General features: G+C 65.1%; 17 protein-coding genes. 7 read left to right on the top strand and 10 right to left on the bottom strand.

Going from position 1 to position 21,048, the window contains the following annotated elements:
* Positions 1-75 precede the first annotated feature (75 nt).
* The 5 genes from L8G49_RS10065 to L8G49_RS10045 all read left to right on the top strand — a co-directional run bounded on the left by L8G49_RS10065 (position 76) and on the right by L8G49_RS10045 (position 6,969).
* Complete coding sequence (locus tag L8G49_RS10065) at positions 76-1,890, top strand: thiamine pyrophosphate-binding protein (protein WP_242185156.1); 1,815 nt, start codon at positions 76-78, stop codon at positions 1,888-1,890.
* Between the two features lie 12 nt (positions 1,891-1,902).
* Positions 1,903-2,874 carry an NAD(P)-dependent oxidoreductase gene (locus L8G49_RS10060; protein ID WP_242185155.1) on the top strand — a complete coding sequence of 324 codons (972 nt, stop codon included), beginning with the start codon at positions 1,903-1,905 and terminating at the stop codon, positions 2,872-2,874.
* A gap of 102 nt (positions 2,875-2,976) precedes the next feature.
* Positions 2,977-3,966 (top strand): glycosyltransferase family 2 protein, encoded by a 990-nt coding sequence (locus L8G49_RS10055; RefSeq protein WP_242185154.1) that lies wholly within the window; start codon positions 2,977-2,979, stop codon positions 3,964-3,966.
* Positions 3,963-5,285 (top strand): lipopolysaccharide biosynthesis protein RfbH, encoded by a 1,323-nt coding sequence (rfbH, locus tag L8G49_RS10050; protein ID WP_242138001.1) that lies wholly within the window; start codon positions 3,963-3,965, stop codon positions 5,283-5,285. Before L8G49_RS10055 ends, rfbH begins: the two co-directional genes overlap by 4 nt.
* 148 nt (positions 5,286-5,433) lie before the next feature.
* A complete protein-coding gene (locus L8G49_RS10045) occupies positions 5,434-6,969 on the top strand; it encodes a hypothetical protein (protein WP_242185153.1) in 1,536 nt (511 codons plus the stop codon).
* 214 nt (positions 6,970-7,183) lie between these two features.
* Here the strand turns inward: L8G49_RS10045 and L8G49_RS10040 are convergent, their stop codons facing one another.
* Positions 7,184-8,236 carry an EpsG family protein gene (locus L8G49_RS10040; protein WP_242185152.1) on the bottom strand — a complete coding sequence of 351 codons (1,053 nt, stop codon included), beginning with the start codon at positions 8,234-8,236 and terminating at the stop codon, positions 7,184-7,186.
* Positions 8,237-8,347: 111 nt separating this feature from the next.
* Here L8G49_RS10040 and L8G49_RS10035 point away from each other — a divergent pair, with 111 nt between their 5' ends.
* Positions 8,348-9,475: a glycosyltransferase family 4 protein gene (locus tag L8G49_RS10035; protein WP_242185151.1), complete on the top strand. Its 1,128-nt coding sequence runs from the start codon at positions 8,348-8,350 to the stop codon at positions 9,473-9,475.
* Here the strand turns inward: L8G49_RS10035 and L8G49_RS10030 are convergent, their stop codons facing one another.
* The 6 genes from L8G49_RS10030 to L8G49_RS10005 all read right to left on the bottom strand — a co-directional run bounded on the left by L8G49_RS10030 (position 9,476) and on the right by L8G49_RS10005 (position 17,199).
* Positions 9,476-10,825: an O-antigen ligase family protein gene (locus L8G49_RS10030; RefSeq protein WP_242185145.1), complete on the bottom strand. Its 1,350-nt coding sequence runs from the start codon at positions 10,823-10,825 to the stop codon at positions 9,476-9,478. It lies immediately after the preceding gene.
* On the bottom strand, positions 10,822-12,045 hold the full coding sequence (locus tag L8G49_RS10025; protein ID WP_242185143.1) for a hypothetical protein: 1,224 nt from the start codon (positions 12,043-12,045) through the stop codon (positions 10,822-10,824). The genes L8G49_RS10030 and L8G49_RS10025 overlap by 4 nt, the downstream gene beginning before the upstream one ends.
* Positions 12,035-14,278: a polysaccharide biosynthesis tyrosine autokinase gene (locus L8G49_RS10020; protein ID WP_242137995.1), complete on the bottom strand. Its 2,244-nt coding sequence runs from the start codon at positions 14,276-14,278 to the stop codon at positions 12,035-12,037. Before L8G49_RS10020 ends, L8G49_RS10025 begins: the two co-directional genes overlap by 11 nt.
* Positions 14,279-14,315: 37 nt before the next feature.
* Positions 14,316-15,011 carry a polysaccharide biosynthesis/export family protein gene (locus tag L8G49_RS10015; RefSeq protein ID WP_242137994.1) on the bottom strand — a complete coding sequence of 232 codons (696 nt, stop codon included), beginning with the start codon at positions 15,009-15,011 and terminating at the stop codon, positions 14,316-14,318.
* A 65-nt stretch (positions 15,012-15,076) separates the two neighbouring features.
* Positions 15,077-15,865, bottom strand: coding sequence for a metallophosphoesterase family protein (locus L8G49_RS10010; RefSeq protein ID WP_242185141.1), 789 nt, complete (start codon positions 15,863-15,865; stop codon positions 15,077-15,079).
* Between the two features lie 62 nt (positions 15,866-15,927).
* Complete coding sequence (locus tag L8G49_RS10005) at positions 15,928-17,199, bottom strand: nucleotide sugar dehydrogenase (RefSeq protein ID WP_242185140.1); 1,272 nt, start codon at positions 17,197-17,199, stop codon at positions 15,928-15,930.
* Between the two features lie 150 nt (positions 17,200-17,349).
* Between L8G49_RS10005 and L8G49_RS10000 the strand changes: the two genes are divergently transcribed.
* The gene (locus tag L8G49_RS10000; RefSeq protein ID WP_242185139.1) at positions 17,350-18,147 is read left to right on the top strand and encodes a DUF72 domain-containing protein; all 798 of its coding nucleotides are present in this window, start codon (positions 17,350-17,352) and stop codon (positions 18,145-18,147) included.
* 136 nt (positions 18,148-18,283) lie between these two features.
* On the opposite strand, the gene L8G49_RS09995 is transcribed toward L8G49_RS10000, so the two are convergent.
* The 3 genes from L8G49_RS09995 to hemC form a co-directional block, all read right to left on the bottom strand.
* Positions 18,284-19,204 carry a hypothetical protein gene (locus tag L8G49_RS09995; RefSeq protein ID WP_242185138.1) on the bottom strand — a complete coding sequence of 307 codons (921 nt, stop codon included), beginning with the start codon at positions 19,202-19,204 and terminating at the stop codon, positions 18,284-18,286.
* A gap of 180 nt (positions 19,205-19,384) precedes the next feature.
* Positions 19,385-20,068 carry a uroporphyrinogen-III synthase gene (locus L8G49_RS09990; protein ID WP_242185137.1) on the bottom strand — a complete coding sequence of 228 codons (684 nt, stop codon included), beginning with the start codon at positions 20,066-20,068 and terminating at the stop codon, positions 19,385-19,387.
* Positions 20,065-20,985 carry a hydroxymethylbilane synthase gene (gene hemC, locus L8G49_RS09985; protein ID WP_242185136.1) on the bottom strand — a complete coding sequence of 307 codons (921 nt, stop codon included), beginning with the start codon at positions 20,983-20,985 and terminating at the stop codon, positions 20,065-20,067. Before hemC ends, L8G49_RS09990 begins: the two co-directional genes overlap by 4 nt.
* Positions 20,986-21,048: the final 63 nt, after the last annotated feature.

Here is a 21,048-nt window from a genome sequence, read left to right as displayed (position 1 = left end):
AAACCGTGTTTTCGGTGTGCTTTACAGGAACAGCATGTCGCATCCGGCATGCGCTGCCTTGGAATTCTGGCCCCTATGACGCAATCTCCTGCAACCGCCACGGGATCCGACTGGATCGCGGAATTCCTGCACCGCGTCGGGTCCGACCGGGTCTTCACGCTGACCGGGGGCGCTTGCGCCTTCATGATCGACGCGGTCGCTCGGCATCCCGCGCTGCATTATGACTGTTTCCAGCACGAGCAATCAGCCGCGATGGCCGCGGATGCCGTCTGGCGCGTGACCGGCAAGGTCGGGGTGACGATGGCGACGTCGGGCCCGGGCGCGACCAACCTCATCACCGGAATCGCGACGTCGTTTTTCGATTCGATCCCGACGCTGCACATCACCGGTCAGGTCAACCAGCGCGAAGGGTCCGCCTATCACGGCGCGAAGGTACGCCAGTCGGGTTTCCAGGAAACCGACATCGTCGCGATGGTCGCGCCGATTACCAAATACGCGGTCAAGATTACCTCGATCGAGGAGTTGCAGCGCGAATTGCCCAAGGCCTATGCGCTGGCGATGTCAGGGCGGCGCGGGCCGGTGCTGGTCGACGTGCCGATGGACATCCAGCAGGCCGAAGTCGAGATGGTGTTCGCCGAGCTGCCGACGTTTGTGCAGCCGGTCGCCGACGACGCGGCGGTCGAACGCCTCGCCAGCGCGCTGCGGACGGCGAAGCGTCCGGTCGTGCTGTGGGGCGGCGGGGTCGGGTTCGCCGGGGTCGAGCAGGCAACGGCCGCATGGCTGGCCAAGACCGGATTGCCGTTCGTGTCCAGCTGGGCCGGGCTGACCTATTTCGATCACGACCATCCTGGTTTCCTCGGCCAGATCGGGGTCTATGGCAATCGTGGCGCCAATTTCGCGCTGCAGAATGCCGATACCGTGATCGTTCTCGGCAGCCGGCTCGACAACCGCCAGCGCTCGGGCAATGCGGCCAATTGGGCGACCGGCGCGAAGGTGATCGTGGTCGACGTCGACGGCGAGGAGCTGAAGAAATACCAGCAGAACGGCTATGAGACCGTGCACATGGACCTGGCCGCCCTGCCGCCCGTGCTCGACCGGCTGCCGCAGCCGGCGGTCGCGCCCGAGTGGAGCGCCTATACCGCCGAAATGCGCGCACGCTATTTCGGACAGGAACGCAGCAGCTCCGCGGTCAAGCTCAACAGTCTGTCTCCCTATGACGTGGTGCGCCGGCTCAATGCGGCGATGGACGAGGATGCGATCGTCCCTAACGACACCGGTGCGGCGGTCTGCTGGGTGCACCAGGCGTTCAAGGTCAAGCGGCACCTGTTGTTCACCTCGGGCGGCAATTCCCCGATGGGCTATTCGCTGCCTGCCGCGATCGGCGCCAAGCTGGTCTGTCCCGATCGCCAGGTCGTGGCGTTCAACGGCGATGGCGGGATCCAGCTCAACCTGCAGGATCTCCAGACGATCGTCGCGCGCAAGCTCGACATCGCGCTCGTCATCATGAACAACCGCAGCTACGGGATCATCAAGCAATTCCAGGACAGCTATCTCGGGAGCCGCTACGACGCCTCCTACGAAGGCTATTCGACCCCCGATTTCGGACGGATCGCGGCCGCCTACGGCCTGGACTATGAGAAGGTCGAGGCGCTCGACCAGATCACGCCGGCGCTGTTCGGGCGTGGTCCGATCATCATCGACGTGATGCTGAGCGAACATACGCTGATCGAGCCCAAGCTCGAGATGGGGCGGCCGATCAACGACCAGTTTCCCTATCTGTCTGCGCAGGATTATGCCGCGGGCAATCGCTTCGTCGCCTATCCGCGACCCGATACGATCGCCGACCTGGCGGCCGACCAGGTCAGCGCCGACGACCAGGAAGCGGCCTGAGCCGGACGCGTCATGAAGATCATCGTAACAGGGGCGGGGGGCTTCCTCGGCGCGGCGGTGTGCCGGGCCGCGCTCGCGGCGGGGCATAGCGTCGTTGCGGTGGCCCGCCGGCCGGATCCCGAGCGGCTGCGTGGCTTGGGGGGGCGAGACGGTGCGCTGACGCAGTGCCTGCTGGACGTCACCGACAGCGCCGCGGTCGAGCACCTGTTCGGGCAGGAACGGCCCGATGTCGTCGTCCATGCCGCCTGGGCGGGGCTGTCACGGGCGGAGCGCGACGGTCCCGACCAGTTGCGCCAGCTGGAGGCATGGTGCCGGCTGATGCAGGCGGCCGCACGCGCGGGCGTCCGCAAGGTGGTCGGGATCGGCTCCCAGGCCGAATATGGGCAGACCGTCGGTCGGACGGACGAGGCGACCCTGCCCCAGCCCAATTCGATGTATGGCGCGACCAAGGTCTCCGCCGGATTGCTCGGGCAGCGGCTCGCGGCTGAGGCCGGGATCGGCTTTGCCTGGTTGCGGCTGTTCGCGATCTACGGGCCGGGGGACAATCCGAACTGGCTGATCCCGAGCATCCTCGCGACGCTGGCCCGCGGCGAGTCGCCGCGTCTCACCGCCGGGACGCAGTTGGTCGATTATCTGTACATCGACGACGCGGCCGAAGCGGTGCTGGCGGTCGCGACCCGTCCCGCGGCGACCGGCATCTTCAACCTCGCATCCGGCGCGCCCGTGTCGGTCCGCGCGATCGTCGAAGGGCTTCGCGATCACGTCCAGCCCGGGGCCACGCTGGACTTCGGCACGGTCCCCTTCGCGCCCGGCCAGCCGATGCATATCGAAGGCGCGGTCGACCGACTGTCCCAGGCAACGGGCTGGACGCCGCGCACGGCGCTCGCGGCCGGTCTGGCGCTGACCTTGGAGCATTTCGATGGCGCCTTAGCATCGCGGCGCGGCGATATCCGCGCTTCCGCCCGGCCCGTACGATCGATATAGCGCGGCACATCAGCACCGGACCGTGGCGCGGCCGATCGTCGGCCAGTCGCCCTTTCATTCCAACGTCGGCACGATGCCGGTTTCCAAGGTGAGCGACGCGAGATGAAGAAGATCACCGTCGTCTCGCCCTGCTTCAACGAAGAAGAGAATGTCGAGGCGTGCTATCGCGCGGTCCGCGACCTGTTCGACGGCCCGCTCGCGGGCTATGAGCGCGAGCATATTTTTGCCGACAATGCCTCGGCCGATGCCACGCCCGCCATCCTGCGCACGATCGCCACGGCCGACCCGTGCGTCAAGGTCGTCCTGAACGCCCGCAACTACGGCCCTTTCCGGTCGAATTTCAACGCCTTGCGTTATGCCACCGGCGATGCGGTGGTGGTCTTCCTCGCCGTCGATCTGCAAGACCCGCCCGAAGTGATCGTCGATTTCGTGCGGCATTGGGAAGCGGGCGCGGAAGTGGTCGCGGGGGCGCGCGTCAACCGGCAGGAAAGCCTGTTGCTGCGCACCTGTCGCGCGATCTTCTACCGTCTCGTCAAGGTGCTGTCGGAAATCGACATCCCGGTGAACGTCGGCGAATTCCAGCTGATCGACCGGAAGGTATGGTCCGCCGTCATCCAGCACAACGACCATTACCCCTATATTCGCGGCCTGATCGCATCGGTCGGGTTCAATCGGGTCATCATTCCCTACACCTGGAAGGCCCGCAAGTCGGGGATTTCCAAGAACAACGTGCTGCGCCTGGTCGACCAGGCGCTCAACGGGATCTTCTCGTTCACCAATGCGCCGCTGCGGATCTGTACCTTTCTGGGCTTCGGCCTGGCGGCCATCTGCATCCTCTACTCGCTGTTCGCGGTGATCTATTACCTGTTCGATCCGAGCATGGCGCCACGCGGCATCACGACGCTGATCGTATCGCTGTTCTTCCTGTCCGGCGTCCAGCTCGCGTTTATCGGGATGCTCGGGGAATATGTCACGTCGATCCATGCCCAGGTGCGTCGCGGCCCGATGGTCGTCGAACGCGAAACCATCAACCTCACCGCGCAAAAGCCCCAGGGCTCGAGCGCGCCGATCCTAGCAGAAGAGCCCTCATGACCGATCATCTCCGCGCCGACATCCTCCAGCGCGCGCGCGAATTCTTCGACGCGCAACCCGTTGCGCCGTTCGTCCCGGGCGAGACCTACATCCCGCCGTCGGGCAAGGTGATGGACGCGGAGGATTGCGCGCATCTCGTCGACGCCTCGCTCGACATGTGGCTGACCGCCGGCCGCTACGCCGAGCGGTTCGAGCGCGAGCTGGCCGAGCGGTTCGACCGCAAGTTCGCCAAGCTGACCGTCTCCGGGTCGGCCGCCAACCTGCTGGCGTTCGCGACGCTGACCTCCTGGAAGCTCGGCGACAAGGCGCTCAAGCCGGGCGACGAGGTGATCACCGTCGCGGCGGGCTTCCCGACGACCGTCACGCCGATCGTGCAATATGGCTGCATCCCGGTGTTCGTCGACGTCGATATCGAGACCCACAACGTCGATGTCGACCTGCTCGAGGCCGCGATCACCGACAAGACCCGCGCGGTGATGATCGCGCATTCGCTCGGCAACCCGTTCGACGTCGCGCGCGTGGCGGCGCTGTGCAAGCAGCACGGCCTGTATCTGATCGAGGATTGCTGCGACGCCTTCGGGGCGACCGTCGGCGGGCAGCATGTCGGCACGTTCGGCGACATCGCCACGGTCAGCTTCTACCCGGCGCACCACATCACGATGGGCGAGGGGGGCGGCGTGATGATGAATTCGCCGTTGCTCGCCAAGATCTGTGAATCGTTCCGCGACTGGGGGCGCGACTGCTATTGCGCGCCGGGCAAGGACAATACCTGCAACAAGCGGTTCAACTGGAACCTCGGCCAGCTGCCGCGCGGCTACGACCACAAATACACCTACAGCCATGTCGGCTACAATCTGAAGGTCAGCGACATGCAGGCCGCGGTCGGGGTCAGCCAGCTGACCAAGCTCGACCGTTTCATCGCGCGTCGGCGCGAGAATTTCGCGGAACTGGAACGGCGCCTGAAGGCGCGCGGGATGGACGCCTATTACCATCTTCCGGTCCCGACCAAGGGCACCGAGCCGAGCTGGTTCGGCTATCTGCTGACGATCCGCGACGGCAGCGGGATCGACCGCAACACGCTGACGCGGACGCTGGAGGAACGCAAGGTCGGCACCCGCCTGCTGTTCGCGGGCAATCTGACCAAGCAGCCGGCGTTCCGCGACGTCGCGTACCGCGTTCACGGCGACCTGACGCATACCGACAAGATCATGGAGGATTCGTTCTGGCTGGGCGTGTGGCCGGGGATCGACGCGCAGCGACTGGATTATATGGTCGATACGCTGGTCGAGCTGACGATGCAGGGATGTATCAAGCCGTAATTGATCGCATCCAGTTCCAGTGACTCCCCCTGCCCAGAGAGACCTCAGCCCAATGACTGAAGACGCCAGGGGTCCGGATCGGAAACCTTTTCCCGGAGCAGGCGCAGCCTGGTTCGGGGTATTTCGGGATGCCGCCCCGGCGCATCGCATGATGACCGTCATTGTGGTCGTCATGGTCTTGGCAAGTTGGTTTCTAGGGGAGCACGTCCCGGTGAGTGGCGGGCTAGGCTGGGACGGCGTGATTTATGCCGACCTTGTCCGAAACATGGGGCACTCCGGTTTCTCTAGCACTCTGGGAACCTATTATGCCCAGCGCATCCTTCCGTCATTCTTAGTCCGTCAAGGTCTGCTCTTATTCGGCAGCAACATGGCGAACAAGGACATCATCCTCGCCTTCGCCATATTGAACGGCATATTGTGCGTTGCCATGACAGAAGTGTGGCGCCAAATATCTAACCTTTTGAACTCCACAGTTCTCAGCAGATGGTTTGGATTTGCAGGATTGTTCATGAGCTTCGAGTTTTCGAAGCAAACCATGTTCTATCCCGTTTTGACGGACCCAGTTGCCTTGTTGTTGGCAGCAATGCTGCTGCTGTATTATCTGAGACGTTCGCGAATATTAATTTCGATCCTATCGATTATCGGCGCGTTCTGCTGGCCGACTCTTGCGGTAACCGGTGCCATTCTTTGCATATTCATGCCTGCTCGACCTCACGAGCCAACGACGGCTTCTACGCCGGAACCGAGCACGGACAATCAGGCTCTTAAAGTCACGCTGTGGATTATTGCCGGTATCGCCGTGGTCTCGGCGATCTGTGCTGTCCCGGCGGCGCATCAAGCATGTGTTGAGGCGTTGGGACCGGTCAATCTGGCAAAGTATATGCCGGCGTCGCTTGCGGCCAAGGCGCAGGCGAGCGAATCGCTAAAAGACCCTTGCCTGATCGGTCAAAAGCTCATCACGGCGGTTCCGTCATTTCTGATAATGCTACTGTCTATTATCCTGCTCGTCATGCCAATGGCACGTCGCGGTATGGTTTCAGTAAGAATAGATAAGTATCGAGTTGTATCCATATGCTGTGCCATATCTATCTTGATTGTGTCTTGGATAGGGGTGAGAGCTATATCCAATCCCCTGGTTTCCAATCCGAGTAATTTGCTCATTCTCATAAGCTTCTCGACGATGCCGGCGGTCGGCAAGATATTTCTACCGTTTGTGAGTCTAGGCGCATTCTGGGGGGCGTTGGCCGTCTTCAGTACCGTTGAATGGCCGAAAATTGCTTCGGAAGCGCGCAATATGGGAGCAGCAATCGTTGCGGTGCTGTGCTTCACTCTCCCGCTCGGTTTGGTTGGGGAGCCCCGTTTCCTGACGACGATATGGCCCATACTGGTGACGCTTGCAGCGATCGTCTTGGGCAAGGACGATCATAAAAGCCGCGACGTTGTGCTGTTGGTGGCGACGTTTGTCCTGGCTCAGTTCTGGCTTCCCTTGACGATCGTGCGTTGGTCAGCGGGCGCTTTCACGGGGCTCGACGACTTTCCGAAGCAGTTGTATTTCATGCATTATGGATGGCGGATGGGTTGGATTGGATATGGCATCCAAGCCGTAATTCTGGTCCTTGTCGCTTGGGCGCTGGCTCGCGCGGCAAAAGCTGATTTGGCTAGAAGGGCCAACATCGATCTATAGTACAGCACTTTCGGTACATTTAATTATGTGCATTGGATCGAGGTATTGTTCTGCGTTCAGTCGGGGGTGCATGTGATCCTAATGTTCGGCTTGCGTTGCGCAGTAATAGCTTTGGTGGAATATGTAAGGTAGGTGAACTGCCGCCTCTGACCGTTTCATAAGGCTACTTATTAGCAGTAGCGCAGATACCTTAAGAGCAATTGAAATAAGTTATTTAGGGAAGCAGAACGGAGTTGTATGGCAGCCACGATACGGCGTTGTCAGCGAAGTTTAGCCAGACAAACTGAACTGCAAAGCAGTAGGCAATTACTCCAAACAACACGGACAACACGGGCTTCCGTGCGTCCGCAAGCGCCTGTGGCAGTTGCGACAGCGCGACCATCTGCAGGGGGATGAGGAACAGGGATACGCGATCAACGCCAGACGAAGCGGACAGGTTCACCAGGGCGACGACCGATACGAAGGTGAGAAGTGCGTTCAACGTCCAGAAGCTTCGCTGGTACGGATTCAACGTCATGCGGTTGCGAAAGAGGAGAAACAGCACGCCTGCGACGACATTCATCGCGATGCGAACTGCCGCTCCCTGTGAATCGTAGTTGCTCTGCGCATAATTGGCGATGAGGTCGTCGGACTGACTTCGTAGCAGCAGGACGAACAGCGCTGCGAAAAGGATCACGCCGACGATCGTGGTCAGAATCTTGCGCAAGGCGATCGGGCCGAGCGCCAGCGGCAGCATCAGCAGCGCGGTCTTGTGGAACAGCGCAGCGACGCCGATCAGGATCACCGTCCGGATGATGGTGCGCTCGTTGGCATCCGCCACGGCGAAGCAGACGATGCCGATCGCGGCGGCCTGCCGGGTATATCCCATCGCCACGACGATGATGAAATACGGCACCGCAACCAGCATCGCGAGCCAGGGCTGGGGTTGCCGCGACGCAAGGCGGCCGACACCGCCGACGAAGAGAATGGCGCAGGAAAGGTTCACGAACCAGATGCCCGTGTCAGCCTGCGCCGCGAGCCAGTTGAGCAGGGCATAGCCCGGATCGCTCAGCCCAAGCGCGGGGATGAGCGGCTGGAAGTAAATGTTGTTGTAGATGCCGAGATACGGCTCCCAATCGCCGCCGACCTGATACCGCAACCCGATCATCAAGGCGGTCAGCACCGTTGCGACCACGAACGCATGCCGGCTGGAGGACGTTTGGGACGAACGCGTGAAGTTGAAGGTTCCCGCCAACCACAGTCCGAAAAGTAACCAATAGGGAAGCATGATCGCCGTTCACAGGTGCAGGAGGCCGCGTGGTCACGCGGAAGACGCTCGTCAAAAAGCCGCCTAGCCGATATGGCTCGCCCGGACAACGTCCTCAATCTTGGCACTTTGATGAACCAACCCATCGTTCTGTCGATCAATACGAGCTGGAACCTCGTCAATTTCCGTCGCAATCTGATCGTTCGGTTGCAGCAGGCCGGGTTCGAGGTCATCGCGCTGGCACCGCGTGACGCCCATAGCGACGCGCTCGTTGCGATGGGCGTGCGCCATATTCCCGTCGAGATCGACAGCAAGGGGCTGTCCCCGTTCAACGACCTGAAGCTGGCGGCGCAATACTGGCGAATCCTGCGCCGGATCCGGCCGGTCGCGTTTCTCGGCTGGACGATCAAGCCCAACGTCTATGGATCGCTGGCGGCGAACGCGCTGGGGATTCCGGTCATCAACAACATCTCGGGCCTTGGCACCGCCTTCATCAAGGTCGGGCTGCTGACGCGCGTGGTCGAAATGCTGTACCGGACCGCGCTCGCGCGATCCGCGACGGTCTTCTTCCAGAACCGGCACGATTGCGACCTGTTCGTTGCGCAACGCCTGGTACGGCGCGAGAAGGCGAAGCTGCTACCGGGGTCGGGGATCGATCTCGGCCAGTTCGTCCCCGGTCCAGCCGGCCAACCAAGTCATCCCGTTTTCCTGATGGTCGCGCGCCTCTTGCGCGACAAGGGGGTGGTAGAGTTCGCCGATGCCGCCCGGATCGTCCGTGCGTCCCGGCCGGACGCGCAGTTCCAGCTGCTCGGTTTTCTGGATGTGCAGAACCGCACGGCGATCGACCGGGCGATGGTCGATCGCTGGGAAGAGGAAGGAATCCTGCGCTATCTCGGCGAGGCTGCCGACGTGCGACCCTATCTGGCGAGCGCGACCGCCGTGGTGCTGCCCTCCTATCGCGAAGGCATGCCGCGCTCCTTGCTGGAAGGGGCGGCGATGGGGCGCCCGCTGATCGCCACGGACGTCCCCGGCTGCACGGAGATCGCCCGCGCCGGGGAGAATGCATTCCTGTGCGCGCCGCGCGACGCCCGGTTGCTGGCAGACGCGATGCTGGCATTGCTCGCGCTGGACCCGGCGGCGCTCGCGGCCATGGGACGTCGAAGCCGCGAGATCGCCGAACGCGAGTTCGACGTCTCCGTCGTCGAAGCGCGCTATCTCGATGCTATCGCGCGCGCGACGGAGCGGCCCGCGACGGCCTGACTATAGGCTCAGGTGCCGTGCGGTAGTCTCGACGCGTGCACGCCGCACATAGGGCCGTACGCCGGACATCAAACCAACGCAGATGGCGAATACCGCCGACAGCGCCGCAGTGCGCAGCGGGTAGTCGACCATGCTGTGCAGCAGCATGGCGGCGCTGGCGATCACTGCGGCCTGCGCGAAATAGTCGCGCTCTTCGGCCCGCCAGATGGTGCGCGCGCGAAGGATCCACCACAGCATAAACGCCACCGCCAGCGCGATGCCGACAACCCCCGTCTCGAGCAACAGCTCGATCCAGTCGCTATGGGCGTGATTCATGTACGTCGTGCTGACCGCTGAAAGTGGTTCCTGCGTATGATAGACCGGCTGGAAGCTCCCCACGCCAGATCCGATCGGCAGATAGCTCTGCGCCGCATGCAACGTCCGGGCAAACGACACCTGTCGCGACTGCTCGACATTGACCTGTTGCACGCCGACCAGGTTGTTGCCGAACGGCCCGACGACGATGACCGCCAGCGCGGCCAGGGAGACGAGTGTCGTCGCGACGACAAGGGCCTTTCGGATATTCGGACGCTGCCGCCCGAAGACGAGCCAACTGGCAAGGGCGACCGGAACACCGAGGCCAATGCCGGCCAGCGACATGTTTATCGCCAGTCCGACGACGATGATAGCAAACGCGCCGCCAGCCATCAGCCGGATGGCCGACCCACTCCGCGAACCGCTGCGCTTCAGCAGCGCGGCTTGAAGGGCTGCCAGAAAGGGAATGCACACCAGCATCAACGTGGCGGTATGGTTGCTGTTGGCAAAAAACCCGACGGCTTGGTTGGCATTGGTGATCTTGTAGAAGTAGAGGCCGCTGCCTGACCCGCCGATGACCTGGAGCGCGCCGACCGCGACCGACAGCATGGTCACCCCGACCAGCACCCCGGCAATCCAGCGCCCGCGAAACGCCCCCAGGGCCACGACCGCGAGAAAGCTCGCAAACGCCGGCAGCAGCCACAGGAGGTTCGCCACCGCGCCTTCGGGCGCGAGCGTCAGCGGCAGCCACGGCAACGGGAGGCCGAGCAGGCGATAGCCTTGCGCGACCGGGCCGCGCCCGGGCAGCAGCGTCCATATCTCTGGCGGCAACGGGACCAGCTGAAGCACCATCAGCAGCACCAATAGCCCGAGCAGCCCGATCGCCGCACGGCTCGAAGGGGCGGGGGCTTGCTGCAGCAATTGCCACAGCGACCAGCCTATCAGCGGGAGCGCCGCGATCTGGAGCAACAGGTTCGGCAGGAATCCCGCGGCATTGGCACCCCCCAGCACCAGGCAGGCGAGCAGATAGGCGGGAACGACGGCATGCCGGGTCATGAGGTGCTTTCCGACGTCGCGTGCAGGTCGAGATCGCGCAGCGTCGCGTTGATCGGGACGGGGAACTCACCCGCCTCGCCGATCAGCGCCAGCCGCTGCGCGGGGCAATTGGCGGGGACCGTGAAGCGCGCGGCGGCACGGTGCGGGGTACCGGTCCCGGCAAGCACCAGCTTGAGCAGCTGCGCCTTGCTGCCGGTCGCGCATTGCAGCGTCCACGCCAGCGACGATCCGGCCGCGGTCTTGCTGCCCTCGAGCGTGACGCCGAACTGATAGGATCCGGGGCGCAGCACGAGCAGCTGGTTCGCCAGCTCGCCGCTGTCGCGCCCGTAATAGTCGATGTTGAGCGCGCGGTTCTGCACGTCGGCCGCGCCGAGCGTACCGCTCGCGAGCGTCCAGTTGAACGGTGCCGATCCTGGAAGCTTCTGGAACGCCGGGTCGAAGACCGGCGTCGCGGCTTGCGCCGGGGACAGGCGATAGACGCGCTGCCACACCGCTCGCGCGTCGGCATAGCGATCCTGCTGCGCGAGCCGTGCGATCAGCGCGGGACCCCAGCTGTCGGACGTCCCGGCATCGCGCAGCGCGGCCGGGCTGGCGAGACCGAAGATGGTCGACGGGTCGGTCTTGGACCGTGCCATCGCCACCAGCACCCCGCGTTCGAGCCCGGGATCGGTTCTGAGCGTCTGGCGCACCGCGTCATGGGTAGCGGGATCGAGGCTCATCTGCGCCATGGCGGCGGCGATCTGTTCCCCCGCAGACCCGACCAGCCGCGCGGACACAGCGAACTGGGTCGCGGCCTTGTCGAACTGCCCGGTCCGCAGATAACGGTCGAGCAGCAGCAGGTGGATCACGCGCTGCCGCGGATCGAGCCGCTGCCCCGCCTCGAGCGTCGCGACCGCGCGTTGCGGTTGCCCATCCAGCAATTGCTGATGGCCGAGGATCAGATAGGGCCGCGCGTCCAGCGGCGCAGCCAGCGCGGCGCGGCGCACCGCGGCGAGCGTCTTCGCATCGAGGATGCCGCGCTGCTTGACCAGCGCCAGCGTCGCGCGCTGGAGCACGAGGTCCGGGTTGTGCGGCGCGAGCTGACGCACGACCGGCGTTTCGGGGGGGAGAATCCGCACGGCGGCGGTGCGCAGGCACAGCCCGGCCACCCACAGCCCCGCGCCCGCGAGCAGCACCGCGGAGGCGATCCCCCGGACGCGGTTCGTACGCTCAGTCGTCATTCTGGACGCTCAGCATGATCCGGCGCTTCTTGTTGTTGTCGTCCGCGACATAGCGATACTGGCTCTTTTCCTGGCCGTAGCCATAGCCATAGCCGTAACCATAGGACGCCTGCGGCTGGTAGCGCGTGAGGATCGCGCCGACCATGTGCGCCCCGGCGGTGCGCAGGCGGTTCTGCGCCTCGCTCGCCGCGCGGGTGCGGGTGCGTCCTGCCTCGATCACCATCAGCGTCGCCTGGACCAGCGACGACAACAGCGGCGCATCGGCCAGCCCGAGCACCGGCGGACCGTCGATCACGACGATGTCGAAGGTTGCGGCCGCATCGGCGAGCAGAGCGGCGAAGCGCGGCGAGGCGATCAGTTCGGGCGGGCTCGGCGGGATCGTGCCGGCGGGCATCATCCACAGATTCTCGACGTCGGACTGGAGCACATGGTCGCTGAGCGAGCTCGAGTCGGTCAGAAGATGCGACAGGCCGACATTCTCGCGTCCGGTCACGAAGGCCGGGCGGCGCATGTCCGCGTCGATCATCAGAACGCGCTTGCCGAGCCGCGTGAAGCTCTGTGCCAGGGCCCAGGCCGATGTCGACTTGCCCTCGGCGGGGCGCGTGCTGCTGACCAGCAGCGTCTTGGGCACTCCGCCCTCCGAGACGAACTGGAGCGCCGACGCGGTCGACAGATACGCTTCCGTCAGCGGCGACAGCGGATCCTTGAGGTCGTCGACCGGCTTGGCGCCCTTGGTGACGGGAATGCCCCCCAGGAACGGAAGCTGCAGCTTGTTGCGGACGTCGTCGGGGATCTTGATCGTGTCGTTGACGAACTCGAGCACGATCGCGGCGAGCATGCCCAGCACGAGGCCAAGCGCCGCGCCAATCGCGAGATTGAGATAGAGATTGGGCGAGAACGCGCCGCCTGGAATGACGCCCCGGTCGACGACCGAGGCGACCGCGGTTCCGATCCCGCCAGCGACGCCGATCTCCTTGTAGCGCTGCAACAGCGCGTCATACAGCGTGCGATTGGTATCCACGTCGCGCTGCAGGATGTTGTAGCGGATGCGGCGCCCGCGCTGGTCGAGCACCGAATGGCTCAGCCCCGCGACCTGCGCGCGCAGGCGATCCTCTTCGGCCCGCGCAGCCTGATAGTCCTGGCGGAGCGAGCCGGCACGATCGGCATTGGTGGTGCGCGTCTCGCTGACGACGGCGGCCTTGAGCGCATCGATCTGCGCGCGCAGCGCGACCATTTCCGGGTAATCCGGCCGGAAGGTCTGCAGCTTCTGTTGATATTGCGCATTGAGCGTGGCGATCTGTCCACGAAGGGGGGCAGCATTGGCACTCCCTTCGGTCGACGCGCCCCCGGCGACGGCTTCCCGATAGCGCTGCTCTGCCGCGATGCGGCGTGCCTGCGTGGTAGCGAGCGCATTGTTCAGCGAAACCAGCGTGCTTCCGGTCAGCGAGTTGGTGTCGCTGGCGCCCTCACCGGGACCGCCGGTCGTGCTGATCAGATTTTGCTGCTGCGCATAAGCGACGATCGCCCGTTCGGAGCGTTCGAGGTCCCGCCGTGTGGTGGCGATCTGCCGCTGCAGGAAGTCACGCGCGTAGGACGACGCCTGATAGCGGCGTTCGAGATTGGTCGCGATATAGGCGTCGGTGATCCCGTTGACGACCTTCGCCGCGAGCTGCGGGCTGCGGGCGACGAACGAGATGCTGACGATATCGCTCTGCGGCAGCAGACGAACCTTCGTGCCCGATTGCACCACGCCCGCCGCGATCTTGGTATTGGTCGCGCGATCGGTCCCTTCACCGACGACGGCAGGGTCGCTCGCAAGGTTGAGGTCCTGCGCCACGCGTTCGGCGAGGGCCTGGCTCTTCAGCAGGTTGAGCTGGGTGCCGGTGAAGTTGACGTCACCCGCGCCGCTGCCCTGCCGCGCCCCCTTGCCGCTCTGGTCGGTCATCACCTCGACTTCCGGCGGATTGAGTTCGATCGTCGCGGTGGATTGATATTTCAGCGGCGTGAGCAGCGTGATCAGCACCGCGGCGGCGATGCAGGTGCCGATCGCGGCCAGGATCAGCCAGCGCCATTCGACCGCAATCCGCCACAACAGCCCGAGCGACAGCTCCGGACCGCCACGCGCGGTGCCGTAGCTGCCGTAGCCACCCCCGAGCGGCACGGGCGCGAGTTCGCGGCCCTTCTCCGGATTGACCGCCAGATTGGTAGGACCTGGGGCCCCGATGCTTGCCATGTGAAAGTAACCCTATGTCGGCTCTATGACCGCGGCGTCAAAGCGCCATGAAGATGGAAGCAAGCGGCAAGGACTGGAGCAGGGTGCGCTGCGCCTTCTTGACGCCGGAGCCGTCGACGATGATCGTATCCCCGGCGTACACCGCCGGATCCTGCGTCGTGCCGCGGCGGATGCTGGTCAGGTCGAACGCCGCCGCCATCTTCTTGCCGTCGATGACGCGGAAGATCGCGACGCGGTGCGGGTTGGCGAGTTCGTCGGTGCCGCGCGCGAGTGCGATCGCCTGCAGCAGCGACAGCGACCCGATCGCCGGGAAGACGCCAGGCTGGCGCACCGAGCCGTCGACCGTGACGCGGCTGGAAGTTTCCTTCAGCGACACGGTGACGTTGGGGTTGCGCATGTATTTCTCGCCGAGCTTCTGCTCGATCGTCTTGCCGAGCTCGGTCGTGCTGAGCCCGACCGCGTCGATCCGCCCGACCAGCGGCATGGTGATGCGCCCGCTCTGGTCGACCGCGTAATCGCGGCTGAGATCCTGCGCCTGGAACACCGCGACCGTCACCGTGTCGAGCGGCGCCAGCTTGTAACTGTCGTCGACCGTCGCGAGCTTTGGCGCGTCGGGCGCGCCGAAATTGCTGACGTTATACGGCACGTTGCCGCCACGGCCGCTGGCACAAGCGGCCAGCAGGACTGCCAGACCGATCACCATCGCTCGGTACATCGACCTGTTCCGCATCATAATTTTATCCTGCATCAAAAACGCATCCCTGCTGATGCAGTCCACGACTCTATAGTCAAGGGCCGTCACTCGCAACCGACAGACGTGCTGCCGGTTGCCAGAAAGCGGATGTCGCTTCCCTCCACGACGAGCGCGGTCAAAACCCCGGTCCGATACGCGCCGGTATCGATTCCGATTCGATTCGCCCGCCGCTCGACGCCATCGCTGATCGTATGGCCGTGGACCACGACAAAGCCGTGGTCGTGCGTATCGCTCAGGAACGGCGCGCGGATCCAGCGCAGGTCCTGCGGTTGCTGTGCCTCGACCGGAATGCCCGGGCGGATCCCGGCGTGGACGAAGAGATAGTCGCCGAACCGGAAGGTGTCGCCAAAACTCTTGAGGAAGTCGACGTGCGCCGGGGGAATTGCGGCGGTCAGCACCTCGGCGATCCGTTCCTCGCTCATCGCCTGCAGTCCCGCAGCCGGGACGCCATAGCTTTCGGCGCAGGCATCCCCGCCGAAGCCGAGCCAGTCATACGCCAGGCCGGGTTCGCCGGCGAGCACGCGCAAGAGGATTTCCTCGTGGTTGCCGAGCAGGAACAGCGCCTTGGCAGGGAAGGCGTGGAGCGAGGAGAGCCGTGCGATGACTCCGGCGGAATCGGGGCCGCGATCGATCAGGTCGCCAAGAAACACCAGCCCGATGGTCTGAGCGGGCCGGTCCGCAATATCGTCCTCGATCTGGCCGAGCAGCGAGTCGAGCAGGTCCAGTCGCCCGTGAATATCGCCAACGGCATAGACACGCTGTCCATCGGGACCCGAAAAGTCACGGGCGGCGGCGATATTGGCGGAGACACGGCGGAACAGTTTCTGGAACAAGCCAACCTCAAGCGATACGGAACGGGGCGGAGATCGCTGTCATTACCATGTGTTCCGGTGGTTTACATCGTCCAGATTTTGGCGTCGCGCGGAAGCTGACCGGTGGTGGCCAGGACGTTCTTGAGATCGACGATCCCACCCGTATTGCCAAGAAGCCCTGCGAACTGCGCGAACCCCTCGACCAGCTCGCGGTGCGGCACCGCCAGCACGACCAGATCATAGGGCCCGGCCGGGGTCTCGACCAGGTCGAGGTCGTATTCGTGGCGCGCTTCCTCGGCCGAGACGAGCGGATCATGGACGTCGACTGCATGGCCGAGCCCGCGGAACGCCGCGACCAGATCGGCGACCTTGGAATTGCGCAGGTCCGGCACGTCCTGCTTGAACGCCAGCCCGAGTACGAGCACGCGCCCTGCCGCTGCGCCATGCCATGCATGCACTTCGTTCGCGACCCAGTCCGCCATCCCGTCGTTCATGTCGCGCCCGGCGAGGATGATGCGCGGGTCCAGGCCGAGTTCGGTCGCGCGGTGCGCGAGATAATAAGGATCGACCCCGATGCAGTGCCCGCCGACCATCCCGGGCTCGAACTTGAGGAAGTTCCACTTGGTCCCGGCCGCCGCGAGCACGTCCCACACCGACAGGCCCATCCTGGCGAAGATCTGGGTGATTTCGTTGACGAAGGCGATGTTGATGTCACGCTGCGCATTCTCGATCACCTTGGCCGCCTCGGCCGCCTTGATCGAGGCGGCGCGGAACACGCCCCCGGTCGTCACCTGGCCGTAGAGGTCGGCGACCGCGTCGAGCACTTCGGGGGTCTGGCCCGACACCACCTTGGTGATGCGGTCGACGGTATGCTCGCGGTCGCCCGGGTTGATCCGCTCGGGCGAATAGCCGAGGAAGAAATCGGTCCCGCATACGAGCCCGCTGATCCGCTCCAGCTCGGGCCCGCACATCTCCTCGGTGACGCCGGGATAGACCGTGCTTTCATACACCACGATCGAGCGGCGACCCGCGACGAGCATCTTCGCCACAGTGCGCGTCGCCGCCATGACGATCGACAGATCGGGGCGGTTGTCGGCATCGACCGGGGTCGGGACGGTGACGATGTAGAAATCGGCGTCAGGGCAGGCTGCGGGATCGGTCGTCAACCGCAGGCTCGACACGGCAAGGCGGTCGGCGTCGATCTCGCCGGTTCGGTCATGCCCGCGCTGCAGTTCGGCGATCCGCCCGGTGTCGACATCCAGGCCCCAGGCTTCGGTCGACTTGGCGAGCGCCACGGCGAGCGGCAGCCCGACATAGCCGAGCCCGATCACCACGACGCGCTTGTGTGCGAGCATTCCGCTATCCTTGGCATTCCGTCAGAGCGTGCTCCTTTAACGGTAACGCGCTGTACGGCAACCAATAGTGAAGCGGGGGTCCAGCCTTCTGGACAAGGGACGTCCGGTGCGAGGTTTCGTCCGCGCCATGCGTCGGCTAGCGTGACGAGCATGAACAACAGCGATATCCGAATCGGCATTGGCGGCTGGACCTATGGGCCGTGGCGCGGGACGTTCTTCCCGGACAAATGGCCACAGAAGCGCGAGCTGGACTATGCCGCCTCGAAACTGACCGCGATCGAGGTCAACGGAACCTATTATTCCTCGCAGAAGCCCGCGACCTTCGCGGCCTGGGCCAACGCGGTGCCCGACGGCTTCGTTTTCGCGCTCAAGGCATCGCGCTATTGCACCAATCGCAAGATCTTGGCCGAGGCCGGTGAATCCATTGCGCGCTTTACGAGTCAGGGGATTGTCGAGCTCGGCGACCGGCTCGGACCGATCCTGTGGCAGTTCATGGCCACCAAGCGTTTCGACCCGGAGGATTTCGGCGCGTTTCTGAAACTGCTGCCGGCCAGCCAGGACGGCATCACATTGCGCCATGCGGTCCAGGTCCGGCACGAAAGCTTTCTGGTTCCGGAATTCGTCGCTTTGGCGCGCGCGGCGGGGGTGGCGATCGTCTATGCGGATTCGACCGATTATCCCGCGATCGCGGATGTCAGCGGCACTTTCGTCTATGCCCGGCTTGAAGCCGCGGTCGAGGACGAACCCGCCGGATATGCCCCGCCGGCGCTCGACCGATGGGCGGAAGCTGCGCACGCCTGGGCGGCTGGTGGCGCGCCGGAGGATTTGCCGTATGTCGCCGATCCGGCACCGGTAACCCCGCGCGACACGTTCGTCTTCTTCATCAACGGCGCGAAAGTGCGCGCTCCGCACGGGGCGATGGCGCTGATCGAGCGGGTTTCGGGGTAAGAACCGGCGTGCCGGCCCCACGCCCCTAACGGACTCGCGCGCCAGGCGATCCGAGGCGTCGCCTGGATCTGCCATAGACCGGACGGGGTGCGAATCTGGCTTGCAGGGCGTCAGCCCGTTGTGTGTTCGCGTCGCGTCAAATCGCGGTTTGCGGTGCGGCGGCGGTCGGGCGCTGGTCGTTCGGAACGGGATCGGTCGCCGCCGGCGGGGCAGGCGAGGGTGTCGGCACGGCATTCGGCTGCGGATCGACCCCTGGGCTGAGGATCGCCGCACTTTCGATCGCGTCGAGCGCATGACGCGCGTTGATGTAGCGGCGGGCCGCATCGGTCCAGCGGGTTGCCCGGCTGGCCCCCGGTGTCCGCGACACTTCGGCCAGGGCGGCCTCGACCTGTCCGGCCTCCAGCAGCCGTTGCGCCCGCGCGACACGGTCGACCGGGAGTGGCGACTGCGTTCCCGCCTTGCGCAGTACGATGAGATTGCGGAATTCACGACCAAGGCTCTGCAGCCACCCGCTGCTCGCAACGCCGGTGACGAGTTCGGGCGCGACCCCGTCGAGCGCGGCCCGCAGATCCTCGAGCGTGACAGGGTTGCGTGCCGCCTGGGTAATCGTGGCAACCGCCACGCCCTGCGTCGTGCCGAACCGATTGCGCAATTGCTGTTCCAGGAACCCGAGGTTGAGCCCGCGATCCAGTGCACGCCGTGCGGCGAACGCGACCATCAGGCCTTCGCTCCGTGTCGCATAGGCGGCGGATTGCTGCGCATTGCGGTCGATCCCCGCTTCCCGCGCCTCGAGGTCCTCGAGCTTGTCGGCGAGTTCCACTTCGCGGTTGGTGAGGGCTGCGAGGTCGATTGCCGGGGCGGGCGCGCCCACCTTGCCGGGCAGGATGACCACCGGCGGCTGTCCGTTCGAAACGGGCAGCGTCATCGTCGCAACCTGTTTGCCATCAAGGGTCTTGCCGAAGCGCGGGATGATCAGCGCCGCCGCGGCGACGCCGATCAGAAAGGCGATCAGCCCGAGCGCGACGCCCGTGCGCCACCCCATGCCACGCCGGGCCACGATGGGGGGCGGCGGTGTATAGGGTGGGGGCGCAAAGGCCGGCCCGGGTCGCGCCTTTGGCGCTTCGACAATCGGTTCAGGCTGTGCGTGGCCCGGGGCCTGCGCCGGAAATTCGGTCTCGGGGACGGTGGGCGCGGTTTCGTCCATAGCGGTGCCTTATCATCGTCCTGACGCGAACGGTCAACGGCTCGTCGCCGGTAACGGCGCAAGGGCAGCGAACAATGCCGCGTCGTCGGGCGTGTCCGCGACCGCGATATCGGCCCAGCCGGACCCCGCAGCCGCGGCGATCGCCGGGCTGAACGCCGCAAGGGCGATCCCGCTGCGGTCGATCCCCGCGGCATCGACGAGTTCGCCGATCCGGCGTGCCGCGCGGGCGGAATGCAACAAGGCGGTCGCCCCGGAGAGCGAGGCCAGCGCGGTTGGATCGATCGCGAGTGCCCGGCTTCGATAGACGGGAATGAGCGAGGCGATCGCGCCACCGACCTCGAGCGTGCGATCGTGCCCGGTCAGATGCAGCGCGTAGGAGATACCGTAGCGATTGGCCAAGGCGAGGATCTGTCCGGCGTTCCCGGTCCCGGTCGCCACGACGTCAAACCCGTATTCGCGCGCCGCCGCCGCCGTATGCTGGCCGACCGCCAGCACCGGCAGCGCGCGCAAGGCGGCAAGCTCCGCCCCGCCGAACCGAAGGCTGTTGGCACTGGTGAGAAGGAGCGAGTCGTATTGGCGCGGGTCGGGCGCGGTCCAGTCCAGCGCCTCGACGACGAAGAACGCAAGCGCATCCGCGGTAAAGCCGGCGCTACGCGCGCGCGCGCGCGTTGCGGCATTGCCCGGCTCGGGGCGCAAGACCACCAACCGTCGCGTCATCCGGCGAACAAGCCCCGCACCGACGGCGGCGCACGGTCGAGCAGGTCCCGCGCCAGTAAGGCGGGTAGGAGTGGATCGCCAACGGCGCCGCTGAGCGTCCCCGCGACATGCGCACTGCCATCCTCTGCGAAGACTTCGGCGCGAAGCGTCACGGTCGTACCGTCGAGCGTCGCGAGGGCGGCGACCGGCGAATGGCAATCCGCCTGCAGCACCGCGAGCAGCCCGCGTTCGATCAGGACGCAGGCATGCGTCGGCTGATCATCGATGGCGGAGAGAAGCGCGCGGACCGCAGCGTCCTCGGTGCGGGCCTCGATGCCGACCGCGCCCTGCGCGGCGGCGGGAAGCATCACCTCGATCGGGATGCAGGTGCCGACCTCGACTCGTCCCAGGCGCTCCAGCCCGGCCGAGGCCAGCAAGGTCGCGTCGACCTCGCCTGCTGCCAGCTTGGCGAGTCGGGTGTCGACGTTGCCGCGCAACAGCATCGTGACGAGATCGGGCCGCAGCCGCTTCAACTGCGCGACCCGCCGGGGCGAACTGGTCCCGACCACCGCGCCGTCGCGCAGGGCGGCGACACTCTCGGCACCGATGATCCGGTCGCGTACGTCTGCGCGCGGGAGCATCGCGGCGATCGTGATTTCCGCGGGACGCCCGGTTTCGACGTCCTTCATCGAATGGACCGCGAAATCGATGTCACCGCCGCGCAGCGCGCGATCGAGCTCCTTGGTCCACAAGGCCTTGCCCCCGATTTCGGCGAGCGCGACGTCCTGGCGCCGGTCGCCGGTGGTCCGGATGACGACGATCTCGACCATCGCACGATCCCACGCGTGCGCGGCGCACAGCGCCTCGCGCACCATATTGGCCTGGACGAGCGCGAGCGGCGATCCGCGGGTTCCTAGCTTGAGCGGTGGTTGTGTCACGCGTCATCCCTTCGTCATGTGTCATGACGAAGGGGTTCGCCTTCGACAAGTGGGGGGCTTCGA

Source organism: Sphingomonas sp. CARO-RG-8B-R24-01 (genome assembly GCF_022662295.1).
Taxonomy (GTDB): domain Bacteria; phylum Pseudomonadota; class Alphaproteobacteria; order Sphingomonadales; family Sphingomonadaceae; genus Sphingomonas.
Note: the sequence above shows the minus strand (reverse complement) of the source record. Positions and strands in the feature narration are given on the sequence as shown.

Excerpts from the sequence above, each read along its gene's own strand:
- L8G49_RS09990 (WP_242185137.1), bottom strand. The coding sequence starts at position 20,068 with ATGACGCGACGGTTGGTGGTCTTGCGCCCCGAGCCGGGCAATGCCGCA.
- L8G49_RS10020 (WP_242137995.1), bottom strand. The coding sequence starts at position 14,278 with ATGGCAAGCATCGGGGCCCCAGGTCCTACCAATCTGGCGGTCAATCCG.
- rfbH (WP_242138001.1), top strand. The coding sequence starts at position 3,963 with ATGACCGATCATCTCCGCGCCGACATCCTCCAGCGCGCGCGCGAATTC.
- L8G49_RS10025 (WP_242185143.1), bottom strand. The coding sequence starts at position 12,045 with ATGACGACTGAGCGTACGAACCGCGTCCGGGGGATCGCCTCCGCGGTG.
- L8G49_RS10030 (WP_242185145.1), bottom strand. The coding sequence starts at position 10,825 with ATGACCCGGCATGCCGTCGTTCCCGCCTATCTGCTCGCCTGCCTGGTG.
- L8G49_RS10035 (WP_242185151.1), top strand. The coding sequence starts at position 8,348 with ATGAACCAACCCATCGTTCTGTCGATCAATACGAGCTGGAACCTCGTC.
- L8G49_RS10065 (WP_242185156.1), top strand. The coding sequence starts at position 76 with ATGACGCAATCTCCTGCAACCGCCACGGGATCCGACTGGATCGCGGAA.
- L8G49_RS10000 (WP_242185139.1), top strand. The coding sequence starts at position 17,350 with ATGAACAACAGCGATATCCGAATCGGCATTGGCGGCTGGACCTATGGG.
- L8G49_RS10015 (WP_242137994.1), bottom strand. The coding sequence starts at position 15,011 with ATGATGCGGAACAGGTCGATGTACCGAGCGATGGTGATCGGTCTGGCA.
- L8G49_RS10040 (WP_242185152.1), bottom strand. The coding sequence starts at position 8,236 with ATGCTTCCCTATTGGTTACTTTTCGGACTGTGGTTGGCGGGAACCTTC.
- L8G49_RS10055 (WP_242185154.1), top strand. The coding sequence starts at position 2,977 with ATGAAGAAGATCACCGTCGTCTCGCCCTGCTTCAACGAAGAAGAGAAT.
- L8G49_RS10005 (WP_242185140.1), bottom strand. The coding sequence starts at position 17,199 with ATGCTCGCACACAAGCGCGTCGTGGTGATCGGGCTCGGCTATGTCGGG.
- L8G49_RS10045 (WP_242185153.1), top strand. The coding sequence starts at position 5,434 with ATGATGACCGTCATTGTGGTCGTCATGGTCTTGGCAAGTTGGTTTCTA.
- L8G49_RS10060 (WP_242185155.1), top strand. The coding sequence starts at position 1,903 with ATGAAGATCATCGTAACAGGGGCGGGGGGCTTCCTCGGCGCGGCGGTG.